Here is an 18,947-nt window from a genome sequence, read left to right on the forward strand (position 1 = left end):
TTGAAGTGTTTTTTTGATTAGAATGATACGTTTAAGCCAAAAACAAGGGTTCTTGTTTTGGGATAGTTGAAGTAATCAATACCAAAGGTCTGTATCCCGTCTATGGTCAAGTTGGAATTGATCTCTGGGTCAAATCCACTATAATCGGTGATTACGAACAGGTTTTGTCCAGTAATCGACAAGCGAATGGCATTCACCAATCCATCCAGCCCTATCAACGCCGGGTTTAGGTTGTATCCCAATGTGGCATTGTTCAACCTCAAGAAATCACCGTCCTCCAAGTATCTTGTGGATACGGCATTGGAGTTGGTAATATCCTCCTCTGGAAACTGTGTGGCAATGGATGTGGTGTTAAAGTTGGAAGTCAGCAGTCCTTTGCTGAACAAGGACATTGCCGTATGGTTGTACACCTTGTTCCCGGACACTCCATTAAAATTCAACCCTAGGTCAAAATTCTTATAGTTGAAGTTTAGGTAAAAGGCATAGATCAAATCTGGCAATGCACTACCGACCACTTGCCTGTCATCTGATAAAATACTAAGTCCATCATCTCCGATTCCCAAGAATTCCTGCATGTAGAAGGCACCGATAGGCTCCCCATTGATGTTTCCGTTAATGGTCGCATCTGTTTGTCCTGCCCCTTGTGCCGCTCCCGTGGTCAACACTTCATAAGGCGAATTGGAGACCTCGTTCTTGGTATAGGCCAGGTTACCACCGATGTTATAGGAAAAATCTTTGCTATAGTCGCTATGGTAATCCAAAGAGAACTCTACACCACTATTCTTGATTTCCATATCCGGAATATTGGTCCAATATTTATCGGTAGGTTGAACAGGGTCCGCTGGGCTCACTTCCAACAAAATGTTTTCGGATACTTTGTTAAAGTAATCCAAGGTACCGGACAAACGGTTGTTGAACAGGCCAAAATCAAGACCAAAATCCAATTGTTCCGACACTTCCCACTGAATATCTGGATTTGCCAAACGCGTAAATATGGTGCCGTAAGGATAGTCTGCCAAAGTGCTTTCATCACCATTTATTGGATAGGAGTCATTATTGTCCCTGCTATCGGTAAAACTTCTTTTGGTAATTTTTGAAGGTATCTCTTGGTTTCCTGTTCTACCCCAACTCGCTCTTAACTTCAAGTTGTTGATGGTTGAATTGGAGCTCAAGAATTCCTCGTTCATAATGTTCCAACCGGCAGCTACAGAAGGGAAATACCCATATTTATTGTTGCCTCCAAATTTGGATGACCCGTCCGCTCTCATTGTGGCTGTTAACATGTACCTATTGTCAAACACATAATTGGCCCTTCCAAAAAAGGATTGCAGCTCGTTCTCGGTTGCATAGGTGTTCATATAGGTGGGCATATCCTCGGAGCTGATCTGATCTTGATATTTTGGATCAATCCCGTTATCAGAGAAATCCTCCATTTCAAAACTTTTCTGGTGCACAAAGGTTTCTTGATAGGTGTGTCCGACCAAGAAGGTAAAGTTGTGCCTGTCAGTCATCAAATTGTAAGTCAAAGTGTTTTCAATAAGACTGTTCTTATTGGTCGTATAGATGCTGTTCAGTTCGCCCCTGACAAAATCTTCCAACAGCGAGTATGGTTTTAGCTGTATGTCCCTAGCGGTAGAAGAGTAGTCCACACCCAAGTTCAATTTATAGGTAAGGCCTTTCACAATTTCTACCGATGGTGCCAAATTGGCCAGAATACGGTGGTTCACGGCATCATCACTATAGATTCGCTCTCGTGTCAACGGGTTTAGCATGTTGTCCAACAAAGCTGGCTCACCATCAATATACAATGGCAAAGTAGGGTTCAACTGAAGCATATCCCTTACTATGGCATCAGAATCGGCACGAAGGTTCTCCGTTCTGGTAGCGGTCATATTGAACTCGATTTTTAATCGATCATTGAATGCTCTTTGAGTTAAGTTCAATCGACCTGAATAACGCTTTAGGTCGTTGCCCCTAAGAATTCCTTCTTGGTCGTTAACTCCCAAAGAAGCTCGGTATGAGAATTGCTCGGATGCTCCGCTCATGGCCAAGTTGACATTTTTGGTGAAACCGGTTCTGCTAAGGGCATCTTGCCAATTGGTATCGGCCCCGCCATCATCCAAAGTTCCTCCAGCCGCAACAACTTCTTGTCTAAATTGATTTGCAGAAAAGACATCCACTTGATTGGCCAAGGTTGAGAAACCTGTGGAAACATTAAGGTCCATTTGGGTTCTTCCTGCTTTGCCTCTTTTTGTGGTGATAACGATTACCCCGTTGGCGGCCCTTGCCCCATAAATGGCGGCAGCAGAGGCATCCTTTAGCACATCTATGCTTTTAATATCCTGTGGATTGATGAAGTTCAATGGGTTGGTCGGCACACCTGTGCTGGTATTGTCCAGGGCAAATCCGTCAATTACATATAAGGGTGTTGTCCCGGAACGAAGACTACCAACACCCCGAATGATTACATCTTGTTGTGCACCGGGCTCACCACTTACATTGGAAATATTTACACCGGCAACCTTACCTTGTAAAAGCTGACCTGGGTTCATTACTATTCCTTTGTTAAAATCCTCGCTATCCACGGAAGAGATTGAACCGGTCACATCTGTCTTTCTTTGAGTACCGTAACCAACCACAACAACATCTTCCAACATGGTCGCATCTTGCTCCAGTTGTATGTTAACAGTGCTCTGACCGTTTACCGCAACTTCTTGTGACTTGTATCCCAAATAGGAAACCTGAAGCACGGCATCATCCTCTACATCAATGGTGTAGTTTCCATCAAAATCGGTAATGGTACCGTTGCCCTTGCCTTTTTCCATTACGGATGCACCTGCCAAGGGAACTCCGTTTTCATCGGTTACCTGCCCGGTAACTGTCAGAAAAGCCACTTCAACCACTCGTTTAGGTACCTTGGGCTTTACATCTATGGAAATAGTATTGTTTATTCTTCTAAAAGTAAGGTTGGCGTCTTTGGCCATCAATTCCAAAACAGATTTCAATGAAACGTTTTGGTACGAAATGTTATAGGTATTCTGCAACCTATCCACTTTGCGGTCATAAACAAATTTGAAATCGGTTTGATCTTCAATTTGTCTCAGCACATCTACTACGGTGGCGTCGTCCACAGACAGATCCACCTTAAAACTTTCCAAGTTCTGACCTCTGGCATCGGCAGCAAGCACCGGATTAAGCAGGGACAAAACAATCAGAAAGCAAAATGTATGGAATGTCAACTTGATTAATTGTTTAATAGTTAGTGAATTCATAATTTCACATAATGTTTAAATGGTTATGATTATTTGTAATTATTGAACTATCGACAGCCTATTTCCGCTCGCCAAAGTGTAATGGGCTGTCTCTTTTTTAATGAGTTTGTTTTTATGTCATAGTTTATTGATGTTTGATTTTAGTTGGTTTCAGTCTGTACATTTTCCCTTTAATTGAATTTTTTTGCTGTTCAGGAACTCATAGCTTATTCCCTTTTTCGCATAAACTATACTTTCTAGGACGGCACTCAACCTTTCGTTGTTATAGGATGCCGTTAGATGACAATCCCCTATGTTTTCATTATCCACCTCAAAGGTCACTCCATACCATCGTTCCAAAGTTTCGAGTACTTCGGAAAGTTCGGCATCTTCAAAATAAATGATACCATCTTTCCAATGTAGTAATGCAGCGATATCTATTTTCTTCTTTGAAATGGATTTTGATTGTTTATCGAACACACCTTGTTCGTTTGGCATTAAGAAGATTTCCTTTTCCCTAGAAGCCACCTTTACTTTTCCCGTGGCTACGGTTACGGCCACTTGATTGCTCTCTGAATAGGTATTTACATTGAAAGATGTTCCCAAAACAGTAGTCTCCACCTCCCCGGATTTTATAATGAAGGGCTTATCCGGATTTTCTGCCACATCAAAAAAGGCTTCACCATCCAACTCCACTACCCGCTTATCGGCTTCGAATAGTTTAGGAAACTTTATGGTACTGCCCGAGTTTAGGTACACTTCTGTGCCATCTGCTAACACCAAATTCAATTTTTGCCCCCAATCCGTGCTTTTAGTTATTTCCTCGTAAGGTTCCACTACCCCTTGTTCTGCAGTATTGGTGTAAATAAAATAAGTGAGTCCCATTAACAGGGTGAGTGATGCGGCAACTTGTGCCCATTGTAGCAAAGGATTCCTTCTCTTGGAATTATTTATGCTTTTGGCCAGCTTTTGACCGATGCTGTTTTTATGCTTGGAGTTTTTAAATATGTTTTGATGATTCTTTGAGAGCAGTTTATAATCAAACTTTTCCAACAGAGATTCTTCCTCTTTGGTAATGGTACCATTGAGGTATTTCTTCATCAAGACTTTGATCTCATTTTCAGTCATTGCGCATTCGTTTCATCTACAAGTACCGGAAATGCAAAGGGACGCACATTCAAAAAATGCGGTTTAATGATTACTTAAACTTAACGGGCAGCGCTTAACCTTTAGCTAAAAAAGAAGGTGCTTAAAAGAACATTGACTTAACAATGGAAAGGTCCTTACGAAGACGCCTAAGCGCAAAAGAAATCTGGTTTTCGACCGAGCGATGGGAGATATTGAGCTGGTTTGCAATCTCTTTATTACTGATATTGTGGATTCGGCTCAACCTGAAAACTTCCTGACACCGTTGCGGAAGATTGGCCATACTCCTATCGATACGTTTTGAAAGTTCGAGCACATCTTCTTCCTGTTCAATTTCGGAAACCACACAAATAGAATCGGCAACATCAATCTGTGTTTTGTTGAACTTTGTATCCCTTAATGAGTTATAACACTTATAGCGAATAGCTTTGAACAAATAAGACTTGATGTTTTCCACCTCAATATGTTCCCTTCGCTGCCAATAATCTATCCAAATATCCTGAACAAGGTCCTTGGCAAGGGAATTATTCATGATCAAGGAAGCTGCATAGGTATACATAGGCTCCCACAACATGGAAAACAACGAATTGAAGGCTTCCCTGTCCGAGTCTTGGACACGAAGGGCAAGTTCTTGCTGCGCTTCATTTGTATGGGGGTGTTTCATCAAAAGCAAATTTCATAAAAATATAAGTGAACAGATATTATGATTTTGTAAACTTTGTGCAAAGTCGAACCGGTCGTTACCCCAAAAATCAATCATCACAAAAAGCCATTAAATCCCGCTCCTTTTGTGCAAAAAAATTATATTTGCACACTTAAAATTCCAAAGGCCCACGTGGTGGAATTGGTAGACACGCTACCTTGAGGGGGTAGTGTTCGTAAGGACGTGCTGGTTCGACTCCAGTCGTGGGCACAGTAAAAAACCGCAAGCAATTGCGGTTTTTTTGTTTTTAATCACCTTAATGGCACATGGAACAGGCTGCACTTTTTTACTTTCTACTTTTTTACCTATTTTCCAGTTTATTCCTAAATAATTGAAATTGTATAAACCTTTCTTAAAGTAACGTTTGCATGGACACTCAAGTTTCACATGAAATTTCCATGTTTTATGGTTGGTGGGAGCTCTCTGTATGCTTGTTCGCTTTTCTTTCCTTAATGTCCATTTGGTACCATATTGGGAAAAAGCAACATGATTACGGTCCAGTTTGGCTAGCGCTCTCCGTGTTGTGCTGGGCGTTTTCGGGCCTAACTGAAATTGTGTTCAACAACATCCCGTCCTATTCAAATTACAAAGACGGACTCACAAGTATCCTTTCGTTGACCAACAGTCTATTTATCTTAATGGCGCTGCCATGGTTCAAATACTTACCTGCACCTTTTACCCCGTTGATCAAGTCAAAATTATGGCCCCTGATTATAGGCATCCCATTTGCTTTTGCCTTGATTCCCACATTGTTCAAAATGTTTTTGGTACGCGAAGCCTATATCATCAATGAACTTGATGTGGTTTATGCGCTGTTGACCTTAATTTTTCTAGGATTTGTGCTCTGGGAATCCTTTATCAAAAGAAGGCTATTGTTATTGGGTTGGCTGGCATTAATCACAATTTTGGTCACCTTAATGGCACAGATTTATAAGCTAATGGACAACAACATCAATTTATTGTTGTTCTCGGCCATATTTAAAACCTCCTTGATCATGTTGTTTTTTGCCCTCGCACTGAGCTGGGTCAAAGAACTTACAGAAACCTTGATACCTGATCCATTCCAATTGAAAATAAAATTTATCAAAAAGAAGGCCCAAAAATCAAGTACAATGCCCAACTCCGTTTCCTTGATAGGGTTCCCTGGTGATAAAGAGCGTATTGTACAGCTCACACCTGCCCTTTATCGTCTTTTTAAAGAATTTGCCCTGCGTAAACAGGACATGAACGATGATTGGTTGGAAATAAAACCAAAGAATTTTGATGTCTCAAAAGAATATGACATTAATGACCATAACGAGTTAAAAAGATTACTGGAAGCAATCCTTAATGGCCTTTTCGGCAAAAAGAACTGGACCAAGGACAAACACTATGAGCCCCTAAAAGTTACATTGTTCGAGATGTCGGAAAATAGGGAACGTAAAATTAGACTTCGTATTCCAAAAGAGAACATATACATTGATTTTTAAGAGATTACACTAGTTCTGTCTGCCTTTGCGTTACTGACATTTCCAAATCCATTCCGACAAAGCCTTTCATTATTAAACCTAAAATCGAAATTCAGACAAACTTTCGATTATGGTCAACATACTTTACAACAACACTTTAGCTGTTTTTTCACCACTATATTTTGTATCAGCATCCAATCAAGGACTGGATGAAAAGATCAATGATGCCTTTATGCCATTTGCTGTATGGTGGGAAAATTTAATTTTGGCGGAAATTCCCCTATTCGGGCAAGGGATTCCATTGATTCTATTCATATTGATGGGAGGAGCATTGTTCTTCACTATTTATTTTGGTTTTGTCAACGTCCGTCATTTCCCTACCGCCATACAAGTGGTCAGGGGAAAATATGACGAACTCGAAAAAAAGCGACCTGATTCAAAAGCACAGGTTTATGAAGTCGATGGTGATTTGGTGGATACCATAAAAGATGAGGCGCACTTGGGGGAAGTCAACCACTTTCAGGCATTGGCCACGGCAGTTTCTGGTACGGTAGGACTGGGTAATATTGCCATGGTTGCGGTGGCTATTTCCTTTGGGGGACCCGGCGCAACATTTTGGATGATTTTTGCCGGTCTATTGGGCATGTCCACAAAATTTGTGGAGTGCACCTTAGGAGTAAAATATAGGGATATTGACGGTAAGGGAAATGTATATGGTGGCCCCATGTATTACCTCTCCAAGGGAATTGCCCAAAAGGGATTTTCCAAACTAGGAAAATTCTTGGCCGTTCTATTTGCCATTTTGTGCGTGGGCGCATCATTTGGTGGAGGCAATGCATTTCAGAGCAATCAAGCAGCGGCCCAGATTATAGAGAATTTTGGCCTTACCGGAGATGCAACGGGCAGTATAATTGGACTGGTTTTTGCTCTCTTGGCCGGAATCGTAATAATTGGCGGCATAAAAAGAATTGCCAAAGTTACCGAGAAAGTGGTTCCTTTTATGGCCATACTTTATGTGGGTGCCGCTATTTTCATAATTATTTCCAAGATAGAATGGGTAGATGATGCCTTGGCATTGATCTTCAAAAATGCGTTTACACCCGAGGCCACCGTTTCCGGTGGAATTGTGGGTGTAATGATACAAGGCTTTAGGCGAGCGGCATTTTCAAATGAGGCCGGCGCGGGATCGGCCGCCATAGCACATTCAGCGGTGAATACCGCCTACCCTGCATCCGAAGGATTGGTAGGTCTGCTCGAACCTTTTATAGATACAGTTCTTGTATGCACAATGACGGCAATTGTCATCATTCTGTTCAATATGGACGGGGTATTTGTTTATGGAAATGTTGTGGATGGACAAGCTCTGCTATATGATGGCAGCAGATTAGGTGGGGTCAATATTACTTCAATGGCCTTTGAAAAATCCATACATGGTTCTTCATGGGTATTGATGCTGGCCGTATGCCTTTTTGCGTTCAGCACCATCCTATCTTGGTCGTATTATGGATTACAGGCTTGGAAATATCTCTTTGGAAGAAGCAGAGCAATGGATCTTTCATACAAGATCATATACTTAATGTTCACCGTTTTGGGCGCAGCCATTACTTTGGATGCCGTGATCAAATTTTCAGATGCCATGATATTGGCTCTGGTATTTCCCAACATGTTGGGCCTTTTTATACTGTTCCCCTATGTAAAAAGCGAATTCTCCTGTTACAAAAAATTGATTTTCAGAAAAAAGAACTAGTCTTAAATTGATAAACAAAGGTTGAAATATTCACAAATCATTTCCCAAATCGTTGAAATATATAAGGAACAATCTAAATTTTATGATAAAAAACTAGGATGGCATCTTTTAAATTGTAAATTTGTTTAACGTTTAATTCAAAAAGATGAACAGTGTAAAAACTTCCTTTAGTATTCGCGATATGGAAAACCTTTCTGGTATAAAGGCCCATACCATCCGAATTTGGGAAAAGCGATATAATTTGTTCAGCCCAGAAAGAACCGACACCAATATCCGAACCTACAATCTTGAAAGTCTACAAAAATTGTTGAACGTTACGCTATTGTACAACAACGGGTACAAGATTTCCAAGATAGCCAAAATGGGCGAGGAAAAAATTCCTGTCCTGGTAAACGAGATTATTTCCGAAAAAAGCGAAAAAAGCCATGCGCTCAATTCATTGAAATTGTCAATGCTCAACTTCGATCAATCCCTTTTCCTTAGGACCTATAATAGCCTTATGGAAGAAAAGTCCTTTACACAGATTTTTAACGAGGTTTTTATACCACTATTGAACGAACTGGGACTATTATGGCAGACCAATACCATAAGTCCTGCACATGAGCATTTTATATCCAACCTGATCAAACAAAAAATTTATATCCACACAGAGAAGCTTCAATTTGAGTCACCTACCAAAAAAGATGAGGTATTTGTCCTGTTTTTACCTGAGAACGAGATACACGAATTGGGATTGTTGTATATCAATTATCAATTGGCATTGCAAGGCTACAAAACCATTTATTTGGGACAGACCATGCCCATAGAAAGTTTGGAGGATTTGCTCAAATATTACAACAATATCAGGTTTGTCTCCTATTTTACCGTTGCTCCAACAAAGGATGAAATCGATGACTATTTTGAACGGTTCCGCGAAGTGTTGAAAAAATCCCCTGGTTCCAAACTCTATGTTTTGGGACATCAAATACAAGAAATTGGAGAGCAAAAACCTCTCGGGGATTCCATCAAAATATTTAAATCTATTAACCATCTGATAGATACCTTCTAAACACAAATGAAAAAAGTAATTGTCATTGGATCCGGTTTTTCTTCCCTATCCGCTTCTTGCTATCTGGCAAAAGCTGGGTTCGAGGTAGAACTATTCGAAAAGAACGATACTGTGGGCGGTAGGGCCAGACAATTGGTGAAGGATGGCTTTACTTTTGACATTGGCCCAAGTTGGTATTGGATGCCCGATATTTTTGATAAGTTTTTCGCCGACTTCAACAAAGAAACATCCGACTATTACCAATTGGACAAACTAAATCCAGCCTATAAAATTTTCTTTGAAGACGATACCATTACCATTGGCGATTGCATGGAAAAGATATGTACCGAGTTCGAACGTATTGAATCTGGCAGCAGCAAGCATCTCAAACAATTTATAGGTGAAGCTCAGGAAAATTATGATATCGCCATAAACAAAGTTGTTTTGAGACCGGGGCTTTCTCCATTAGAGTTGGTGACAAAGGAAACAGTATTAAAAGTTGACCAGTTTTTTAAAACAATCAGTCAACAGGTCCGTAAAAGGTTCAAAAATCCAAAACTCATTTCAACTTTGGAGTTTCCCGTACTTTTTTTGGGTGCCAAGCCAAGTAAAACTCCTTCCTTCTATAATTTTATGAACTTCGCAGACTTTGGTTTGGGAACATGGCATCCAAAAGGGGGCATGTACGAAATCATCAAGGCGATGAAAAGTTTGGCCGAAGAAATGGGTGTAACCATTCACACCAATAGTCCCGCATCCCATATTTTGGTATCGGACGGTGACGTTTTGGGCATTCGAAGCAATGGAACCAATCATTTGGCAGATTATGTGGTGAGCGGTGCGGATTATCATCATTCCGAGACCTTGTTGGACAAAAAATATAGGCAATACTCCGAGGAGTATTGGGACAAAAAAACCTATGCGCCTTCCTCTTTATTGTTCTACATTGGTTTTGACAAGAAGCTGAACAACATTGAACACCATAATTTGTTCTTTGATACCGATTTTGAAAAACATGCCCAAGAAATATACGACTATCCACAATGGCCCAGCAATCCATTGTTCTATGCGAATTTCCCATCTGTGACAGATGCATCCATGGCACCAGAAGGCAATGAAACCGGATTTTTTCTGGTACCGATTGCTCCTGGACTGGAGGATACCCCACAACTCAGGGACCAATATTTTGATATTGTGATGGACCGATTTGAAAAATTGAGCCATCAATCTGTAAAAAAATCAGTAATTTTTAAGGAAAGTTTCTGTGTAAACGATTTTGTGGAACAGTACAATTCCTACAAAGGAAATGCTTACGGTTTGGCCAACACATTGAGCCAGACTGCTTTTTTAAGACCTAACCTCAAAAGTAGCAAGGTAAAAAACTTGTTCTTTACCGGTCAGTTGACCGTACCCGGCCCAGGGGTTCCACCATCCCTGATATCCGGTAAACTGGTGGCTGATTTAATCATTAAAGAAGTTAACAAATGAAAACTATTTTTGACGATGTATCTTATCATTGCAGCAAGATTGTAACCAAATCTTACAGCACCTCATTCTCTATGGCCACAAAAATGTTGGCTCCTTCCATAAGGGCTGATATTTATAACATTTACGGTTTTGTTCGTTTTGCCGATGAAATTGTAGATACCTTTCATGATTATGACAAGGCCAAATTGTTCGACGCCTTTGAAAAGGATATGGAGCAGGCCATTGCTGACAAAATAAGTTTAAACCCTATTCTAAATTCCTTTCAGGATACCTATCATAAATATGACATTCCACATCACTTGGTAGCTTCGTTCATGAAGAGTATGCGCATGGATCTGACCAAAAAAAATTATGAGACTTTTGATGAGTATCGCGAATACATCTATGGCTCTGCTGATGTGGTGGGCCTAATGTGCCTTTGTGTATTCGTTAAAGGTGACAAAGAAAAGTACGAAGAGTTAAAAGAATCTGCCATGGCTTTGGGTTCAGCCTTCCAAAAAGTGAATTTTCTACGCGACCTTAAGGCAGATTACGAGGATCTGAACCGCACCTATTTCCCAAACACTAATTTATTGGAACTGGACGAGGATTCCAAAACCCGAATCGTGAACGAGATCAAGGCCGACTTTGCCCTTGGCTATTCAGGAATAGTGCAATTACCGGAACAGGCTAAATTTGGGGTATATACCGCATACTGCTATTACAAGAAATTGCTTCAAAAATTGCAGAGCACCCCACCTTTGGAAATTAAGAACACAAGAATTCGTGTGCCCAACTACCAAAAATTTGGTCTGCTGGCGCAATCTTATGTAAATTATAAACTACAACTGGTATAATGAAAGTAGCACTTTGGATATTAATTTTTTTGGCAACCTTTTGCTTTATGGAATTTATGGCATGGTTTACCCATAAATATGTGATGCATGGTTTTCTGTGGAGTTTACACAGAGACCACCATAAAAAAGACCACGATTCATGGTTTGAGCGGAATGATGCCTTCTTTATCTTTTACGCCATCGTTAGCATGACCTTATTCTATTTGGGCAGTTATACATCCTTTTGGTATGGTTGGCCACTGGGTTTTGGTATTTTGGCGTACGGTATAGCTTATTTTACCGTTCATGACATCTTTATACACCAACGTTTTAAAATGTTCCGAAATGCCAACAATTGGTATGCGCGCGGTGTTCGAAGAGCCCATAAAATGCATCACAAACATTTGGGCAAAGATGACGGGGAATGCTTTGGTATGTTAGTGGTTCCCTTTAAGTATTTCAAGAAGAAGTATTAATCGGCCAGTAATTTGTCCAACATGCTTCGGGTTTTCTCCGAATTCCAATTCGCTGCGCCGGTTTTGTTCACCACAATTCCCCCCTCTTTGTCTATGATGTAGGTAACGGGGATACTTCCGCTTTCCAATTCTTTAGGTGTTGCAGATGCTTGAAAGTAAACTGGTAATCGATATTCCTTTTTCTCTAAAAAAGCAATTACCCTGTCCTTCTCATCATTGGCCACAAATACAAAAGTGACCTTATCCTTATAATCTGAATACAATTCGACAAAACCGGGAAGCTCGGCCACGCATGGTGGACACCAAGTAGCCCAAACATTTACCAAGATCACATGTCCTTTTTTAGATTGAAGATTGATTGATTCTCCTTCTAAATCAATCAAGCTCCAATGGTAATCGGCCAACGTTGCCTGCTCTTCCTCATCCACGGCACTTGGACTGATTACGGCAGCAACTACTTTATTCACAAGAACCCTCGCATGAAAACCTAGCGGAGTAAAAAGAATAAGTAATATGGCCAATATCCATATACCATTACCGATTTGTTCCTTGGTCAGTTTCATTCGACAATCAATTCATCCAACACCTTGTAGACCTTTCTTGTACTCCAATCCGAAATTCCCTCTTCATGGATTACAATGTTTCCATATTTATCTATCAAATAGGATGACGGTACTTTATCCGTCTTTATCGGTATTTTTTCACCTATGATCAAGTAGGTCACCGGAAAAGTGAATCCATGTTTTTCCATAAATGCCTCAACGGGTTCCCGCTCTTCATTGGTGGTGATGTAGAAATCCATCTTGCCCTTGTATTTGTCGTACAATTCCTGAATACTTGCGAGTTCAGCTTCCGAAGGCAATCGCCATGATGCCCACAGATTGATGAATACCACCTTGCCCTTGGATTTCTCAAAATTGAAAAAGTTCCAATCTTCATCCTTAAGTCGCCAATCATAATCGGTGATCTTTTGTTGTTCCGATTGCTCGATCATCGAAGGCGAAAAGGAAAACAATCTGTTCAACCATATCTTTCCATAGTACCCGATGGGCGTTACGAAAAAAGAGAGAACAAAAAGAATAAATACAACATTGAGAATGGTCTTTTTACTGATTTTCATGAATTGTTATTTCTCAAAAATTAAAAACTCCTGACATCTTTTACAACATCAGGAGTTTTCGCAGATTATTTTAGATACAATTAAGCATTCTGCTTTTTAATCAGGTTCAGGGCCGAGCCTTCGTTGAACCACTTGATCTGTGCATCGTTATAGGAATGGTTCGCTATGATGGTATCTTTGCTTCCATCTGCGTGCACCACTTCAATGGTCAATGGCTTGTCCGGAGCAAACTCAGCGGCATCCACCATATTGAAGGTGTCGTCCTCTTGAATAAGATCATAATCGTTCTCATTGGCAAAGGTCAACGCCAACATACCTTGCTTTTTAAGGTTGGTCTCGTGTATCCTTGCGAACGATTTTACCAATACAACTGCAACACCCAAGTGTCTTGGTTGCATAGCAGCATGCTCTCTAGATGAACCTTCACCGTAGTTATGGTCTCCGACCACTACGGTCTTGATTCCTTTTTTCTTGTATTCACGTTGAGTATCCGGCACCCCTCCGTACTCACCGGTCAATTGGCTTTTCACCAAGTTGGTTTTCTGGTTGAAGGCGTTTACCGCCCCAATCAAGGTGTTGTTGGCAATATTGTCCAAATGCCCCCTGAATCGCAACCATGGCCCTGCCATGGAAATGTGGTCCGTGGTACATTTTCCAAAGGCCTTGATCAACAACTTCATACCTTGAAGATCATTGGCGGTGATAGGTTCAAATGGTTCAAGCAGTTGCAAACGTTCTGAACCTTTTGCAACGATTACCTCTACTCCACTTCCATCCTCTACGGGGTCTTCGTATCCATTTTCTTTGACCTCAAATCCTTTTGGTGGCAATTCCCATCCTGTTGGCTCATCCAACATTACTTCTTCCCCATCCTCATTGATGAGTTTATCCGTCAATGGATTAAAGTCAAGACGACCTGCAATGGCTATTGCGGCTGTCATTTCTGGCGAAGCAACAAAGGCATGCGTATTGGGGTTACCATCGGCACGCTTTGCAAAGTTACGGTTGAAAGAGTGCACTATACTGTTCTTTGGTGCGTTCTTGGGATCTTCATAACGTCCCCACTGACCAATACATGGTCCACAGGCATTGGTGAAGATCTTGGCATCCAATTTTTCGAATATCTCCAAAATACCGTCCCGCTCAGTAGTATATCTTACTTGTTCCGATCCTGGATTGATTCCAAATTCGGCTTTTGTCTTCAGTTTTTTGTCCAGCGCTTGTTGTGCTATGGATGATGCTCTTGACAAATCTTCATAGGAAGAGTTGGTACAAGATCCTATCAATCCCCACTCAACGGCCAACGGCCATCCGTTCTCGGTGGCTTTCTCGGTCATACTGCCGACTTCTGTGGCCAAATCCGGTGTAAATGGACCGTTCAAAAGTGGCTTTAATTCGGACAAATTGATTTCAATGACCTGGTCAAAATATTGCTCTGGGTTGGCATATACTTCGGGATCTGCGGTCAAGTGTTCTTTCACTTTATTGGCGGCATCGGCAACATCTTCTCTGTCGGTAGCCCTTAGGTAACGTTCCATGGATTCATCGTAACCAAAAGTCGATGTGGTCGCTCCAATCTCTGCACCCATGTTACAGATAGTACCTTTTCCTGTACAGGACATAGAAGTGGCTCCAGGCCCAAAATATTCTACAATGGCACCTGTTCCTCCTTTTACGGTTAGGATTTCGGCCACTTTAAGGATTACATCTTTAGGGGCGGTCCAACCAGATAGTTTTCCGGTCAATTTAACGCCGATAAGTTTTGGGAATTTTAGTTCCCAAGCCATTCCGGCCATTACATCCACTGCATCGGCACCACCAACTCCAATGGCCACCATTCCCAATCCACCAGCATTAACGGTGTGGGAATCGGTTCCTATCATCATACCACCTGGGAATGCGTAGTTTTCCAAAACTACTTGGTGAATGATACCTGCTCCAGGTTTCCAAAACCCAATACCGTATTTATTGGATACAGACCCCAAAAAGTCAAAAACTTCCTTGCTGGTCTCATTGGCATGTTTTAAATCTGCCGCAGCACCATCTTTGGCTTGAATCAAGTGATCACAGTGAACCGTGGTCGGCACCGCTACTTTATCCTTTCCAGCCTGCATAAATTGCAAGAGGGCCATCTGCGCCGTTGCATCTTGACAGGCGATCCTGTCCGGGGCAAAATCAACATAGTCCTTGCCTCTTACATATGCTTTTTCGGTTTTACCGTCCCACAGGTGGGAGTATAAAATCTTTTCGGAAAGTGTTAGGGGCTTGCCCACCAGTTCACGGGCTTTTTCTACGCGTTCCCCCATGGAAGCATAGACACCCTTAATCATGTCTATATCAAATGCCATTATACAATTGAGTTTTTAAGATTTTTGTAATTCGGTAAATTTACTAAAACAAGAAGTAATTTGGAATTAGAATCGCACTAAATAAGTGTTGCCCTTCTTATTTTTTACAACAATTCCGTGATAATTTTTTCTTCGGTAATGCCTTCAGCTTCCGCTTTGTAGTTTTTTAGAATCCTATGGCGGAGTATTCCGAGACTTACCGCTTTTACATCTTCGATGTCCGGAGAGAACTTTCCGTTGATGGCTGCATGGGCCTTTGAGGCCAAAATCAGGTTCTGTGAAGCTCTTGGGCCAGCTCCCCAATCGATGTAGTTTTGAACATATTCCGATGCTCCCTCTTGTCCTGGTCTTGTCCTGTTTACAAGCCTTACCGCATAATCCACAACATTGTCCGGAACGGGTATGCGCCTGATCAAATGTTGTACCTCAATGATTTCATCCGCAGTGAACAAGGTATCAATTGTGGCCTGATCATCACTAGTAGTGGACTTTACCACTTGGATTTCCTCCTCGACCGATGGGTATTTTAGTTCTATGGCGAACATAAAACGGTCCAGCTGGGCTTCTGGCAAGGGATATGTACCTTCTTGCTCAATTGGGTTTTGGGTAGCCAGTACAAAATATGGTTGATTGAGCTTGTACTGGTTTCCCGCAATGGTCACCGCTCTTTCCTGCATGGCCTCCAATAATGCCGCTTGTGTTTTGGGAGGGGTCCTGTTAATTTCGTCGGCTAGGATGATATTTCCAAAAACCGGCCCCTTTATAAACTTAAAGTTGCGGTTTTGGTCCAAGACTTCACTTCCCAAAATATCGCTAGGCATCAAATCGGGGGTAAACTGGATTCTTTTAAAGTCCAATCCCAGGGTTTGCGCAATGGTATTGACCATTAACGTTTTGGCCAGACCTGGCACACCTATGAGCAGTGAATGACCTCCAGTGTAAATGGATAACAGTATTTGTTCGATTACCTCTTCTTGACCCACAATGACCTTGGCAATCTCCTTTTTTAAGTCTTGGTGTTTTTTTACCAGATTTTCTACTGCAGTTACGTCCGACATACGGTTATTCCTTTACCCAATTGTTAGCAAAATCACATCCTCTGCTTTCTGGGTCCACGTGGATATAGGTATCATCGATATGTTCTTCCATCCATTCCTTAATGGCATTGAACTGTTTTTCACGAAGTGCCAATTCTTGGATTTTCATGTAGTCCTTGGCAAAGTCTGCCTCGTGCTCATCATAACGGTTGGAAATCTTCATAATCTTGAACTTAGGTGCTCCACCTCTTTGGTCATCTTCACGAATGGGGCGAGATATTTCACCATCCTTAAGGTTCCTGACCTGGTTGTATAGGGTGGGGTCCATTTTTGTAAGCTCAAATCTGGAATCAAAGTTTACGGGATTACGTAGCAGTCCTCCATCAAACTTGGTCTCTTTTTCATCCGAAAAATTCAAAGCTGCCTCGGCAAATGTGTACTTGCCCTCCAAAACCTGCTGGCGAATGGAGTCCAATTCTTTTGTTGCTTTATCAATAGCGCTTTGTGGAATCTCAGGAGTCATAAGAATATGCCTCAAATCCAATTCCTGTCCTCTTATTTTTTCAATATAAATTATATGATACCCAAAACTTGTTTCAAAAGGTTCCGATATCTCCCCTTCCCTTAGACTAAAGGCAACATCCTTGAACTCTTTTACAAAAGGTGTCTCCTTGGTCATGCTGTAAAAACCACCTTTAGATTTTGAGCCAGGGTCTTGTGAGTACAATATGGCCTTTACGTTAAAACTGGCATCGTTTTCCAACACATCCTGACGGATTTCCTTAAGCTGGTTGATGACTTTTTGCTTTTCTTCTTCGGGAGCTTCGGGCTGCTTTACAATTTGGGCAATTTCCAATTCCGCACCAAAAACAGGTCGTTCATCTTCTGGAATTTTATTGAAAAACTGACGGACCTCTTCCGGGGTCACTTCAATCTCTTCTACTATTTTTCCCTGCATCTTTTCGGAAAGCATACGAAGTTTATTGATTTCAAAAAGCTCCTCCCGGAAACTTTCCATGTCGGGCTTTTTATAGTAGCTGAGCATTTTTTCAACGCTTCCAATCTGTTGCGTCAATTGTTGGATCTGTCTGTCACTCTGGGCGTTCACCATATCATCGGACACCAACAAACTATCCTGCACCGCTTGGTGGGCATACAGTCTATCCTCCATAAGCTTGCCCAAAAGTCCGCAACGGGTAACATCTTCGGTGGAGGCGCCTTGGTTACGAAGATCGATCAAGGTTTTGTCTATATCCGATTCCAAGATCACGTAATCTCCCACTACTGCTGCAATTCCGTCAAGCTTTATTCTTTTGGTGTTGCTCGTAGTATCCACACTCATTGCTTGGTCTGCTTCCTGTGCCTGGACCATTCCTATTATTGCAAAAAATGCAATCGAAAGTCCTTTAATTTTCTTTGTCATAAACCTCAAATTCATTCTTCTTAATGGCTTCATCTATAATTTCGGTCTCCAATTGTTTAATGTAATTTAAGCGTCTTCTATTCAAGATCAGTTGCCGAATATCAGGTTCCACATAATCAAACGGGGCCGTTTCGTTGACTTCCAACACATTGGTTACCAACCCCAAATATACCTCTAACGAATCTTGTAGCTCAAAAAATTGTGATTTTTTTAAGTGGGATTCCTCATTTGCCTGTGTTAATGGGGGTATTTCTTGAATAACCCTTGATGCGCTTACCCAAATAGAATCGTTAAAATGTATTTTTTTGAATTGTACGGCAATGGAATCCAAATACCTTCTATCTGAATCTTCCCATCTCTTAATTTTTGACTCGACCCCGTCCCTATCCAAAAATTGTCCGGACATGCCAACAAACCTTAGCTGCACCAATTTTTCGTTGAGTTTGAAATTTTCTTTTTCTCTCTCGTAAAATTCCTGCAATTGACTTTTGGTAACGGACGTATCCTGGGATTGATTGACCAACGCTTCTATGTAGGCACGCGTGTACAGATCGGCACGATAATCGGACACCAATCGATCAAACTCCGCCAACTTTTCTTCGGGCAGGTTTATCTTTGATTTTGACAACAACAACTGTTTTGATGCCCAATTATTTATATAATTGTTCACAAATATGGTACTATCCTGCGTCGTCATATCATCCCTGATCAAGGAAGCAACATCTTCTTTGTACAAAAAAGTGTCGCCCACCCTCGCCAGAGGTTCCTTTTCTTCCTCCTCATTGAACATACCTTCACAGGACGAAACAAGAATTGCCACAAAAGTGCCTAAAAGCAAAAGTGTGTGTTTTTGGAGCTTAAGCATTTCGCAAAAATAACAATTACAAAGTCCCTTACAAGAAGCTTCTCATTTCATTA

15 protein-coding genes and 1 tRNA gene are annotated in these 18,947 nt (G+C 41.3%); 7 read left to right on the plus strand and 9 right to left on the minus strand.

Annotated features, from left to right (window positions below; translation table 11 throughout):
• Positions 1 to 17: 17 nt before the first annotated feature.
• The 3 genes from K1F36_RS11575 to K1F36_RS11585 all read right to left on the minus strand — a co-directional run bounded on the left by K1F36_RS11575 (position 18) and on the right by K1F36_RS11585 (position 5,061).
• Positions 18 to 3,272 (minus strand): SusC/RagA family TonB-linked outer membrane protein, encoded by a 3,255-nt coding sequence (locus K1F36_RS11575; protein ID WP_220113964.1) that lies wholly within the window; start codon positions 3,270 to 3,272, stop codon positions 18 to 20.
• Positions 3,273 to 3,422: 150 nt separating this feature from the next.
• Entirely contained in the window at positions 3,423 to 4,379 is a 957-nt protein-coding gene (locus tag K1F36_RS11580) for a FecR family protein (protein ID WP_220113965.1), read from the minus strand.
• A gap of 121 nt (positions 4,380 to 4,500) precedes the next feature.
• The gene (locus tag K1F36_RS11585) at positions 4,501 to 5,061 is read right to left on the minus strand and encodes an RNA polymerase sigma-70 factor (protein ID WP_220113966.1); all 561 of its coding nucleotides are present in this window, start codon (positions 5,059 to 5,061) and stop codon (positions 4,501 to 4,503) included.
• 165 nt (positions 5,062 to 5,226) lie between these two features.
• On the opposite strand from K1F36_RS11585, the gene K1F36_RS11590 reads away from it, so the two are divergent.
• From K1F36_RS11590 to K1F36_RS11620, 7 genes are all read left to right on the plus strand, one after another.
• A tRNA-Leu gene (locus K1F36_RS11590) sits at positions 5,227 to 5,310 on the plus strand.
• A 158-nt stretch (positions 5,311 to 5,468) separates the two neighbouring features.
• On the plus strand, positions 5,469 to 6,569 hold the full coding sequence (locus tag K1F36_RS11595; RefSeq protein WP_220113967.1) for a hypothetical protein: 1,101 nt from the start codon (positions 5,469 to 5,471) through the stop codon (positions 6,567 to 6,569).
• 109 nt (positions 6,570 to 6,678) lie between these two features.
• Positions 6,679 to 8,295 carry an alanine/glycine:cation symporter family protein gene (locus K1F36_RS11600; RefSeq protein ID WP_220113968.1) on the plus strand — a complete coding sequence of 539 codons (1,617 nt, stop codon included), beginning with the start codon at positions 6,679 to 6,681 and terminating at the stop codon, positions 8,293 to 8,295.
• A gap of 145 nt (positions 8,296 to 8,440) precedes the next feature.
• The gene (locus tag K1F36_RS11605) at positions 8,441 to 9,343 is read left to right on the plus strand and encodes a MerR family transcriptional regulator (protein WP_220113969.1); all 903 of its coding nucleotides are present in this window, start codon (positions 8,441 to 8,443) and stop codon (positions 9,341 to 9,343) included.
• 6 nt (positions 9,344 to 9,349) lie between these two features.
• Positions 9,350 to 10,810, plus strand: coding sequence for a phytoene desaturase family protein (locus K1F36_RS11610; RefSeq protein WP_220113970.1), 1,461 nt, complete (start codon positions 9,350 to 9,352; stop codon positions 10,808 to 10,810).
• On the plus strand, positions 10,807 to 11,646 hold the full coding sequence (locus K1F36_RS11615) for a phytoene/squalene synthase family protein (protein ID WP_220113971.1): 840 nt from the start codon (positions 10,807 to 10,809) through the stop codon (positions 11,644 to 11,646). Before K1F36_RS11610 ends, K1F36_RS11615 begins: the two co-directional genes overlap by 4 nt.
• Positions 11,646 to 12,101 (plus strand): sterol desaturase family protein, encoded by a 456-nt coding sequence (locus K1F36_RS11620; protein WP_207034235.1) that lies wholly within the window; start codon positions 11,646 to 11,648, stop codon positions 12,099 to 12,101. The genes K1F36_RS11615 and K1F36_RS11620 overlap by 1 nt, the downstream gene beginning before the upstream one ends.
• Here the strand turns inward: K1F36_RS11620 and K1F36_RS11625 are convergent.
• From K1F36_RS11625 to K1F36_RS11650, 6 genes are all read right to left on the minus strand, one after another.
• Positions 12,098 to 12,664, minus strand: a complete 567-nt coding sequence (locus tag K1F36_RS11625) for a TlpA family protein disulfide reductase (protein WP_220113972.1) — start codon at positions 12,662 to 12,664, stop codon at positions 12,098 to 12,100. The genes K1F36_RS11620 and K1F36_RS11625 overlap by 4 nt on opposite strands.
• A complete protein-coding gene (locus K1F36_RS11630) occupies positions 12,661 to 13,221 on the minus strand; it encodes a TlpA family protein disulfide reductase (protein WP_220113973.1) in 561 nt (186 codons plus the stop codon). The genes K1F36_RS11625 and K1F36_RS11630 overlap by 4 nt, the downstream gene beginning before the upstream one ends.
• A gap of 80 nt (positions 13,222 to 13,301) precedes the next feature.
• On the minus strand, positions 13,302 to 15,569 hold the full coding sequence (locus K1F36_RS11635; protein ID WP_207034245.1) for an aconitate hydratase: 2,268 nt from the start codon (positions 15,567 to 15,569) through the stop codon (positions 13,302 to 13,304).
• A gap of 104 nt (positions 15,570 to 15,673) precedes the next feature.
• On the minus strand, positions 15,674 to 16,627 hold the full coding sequence (locus K1F36_RS11640) for an AAA family ATPase (protein ID WP_220113974.1): 954 nt from the start codon (positions 16,625 to 16,627) through the stop codon (positions 15,674 to 15,676).
• 4 nt (positions 16,628 to 16,631) lie between these two features.
• Positions 16,632 to 18,029 carry a peptidylprolyl isomerase gene (locus K1F36_RS11645; protein ID WP_258539041.1) on the minus strand — a complete coding sequence of 466 codons (1,398 nt, stop codon included), beginning with the start codon at positions 18,027 to 18,029 and terminating at the stop codon, positions 16,632 to 16,634.
• Positions 18,013 to 18,894: a peptidyl-prolyl cis-trans isomerase gene (locus K1F36_RS11650; RefSeq protein WP_220113975.1), complete on the minus strand. Its 882-nt coding sequence runs from the start codon at positions 18,892 to 18,894 to the stop codon at positions 18,013 to 18,015. The genes K1F36_RS11645 and K1F36_RS11650 overlap by 17 nt, the downstream gene beginning before the upstream one ends.
• Between the last annotated feature and the right edge of the window lie 53 nt (positions 18,895 to 18,947).

The sequence above is a fragment of the Flagellimonas abyssi genome, assembly GCF_019457905.1.
GTDB classification, from domain to species: domain Bacteria; phylum Bacteroidota; class Bacteroidia; order Flavobacteriales; family Flavobacteriaceae; genus Flagellimonas; species Flagellimonas abyssi.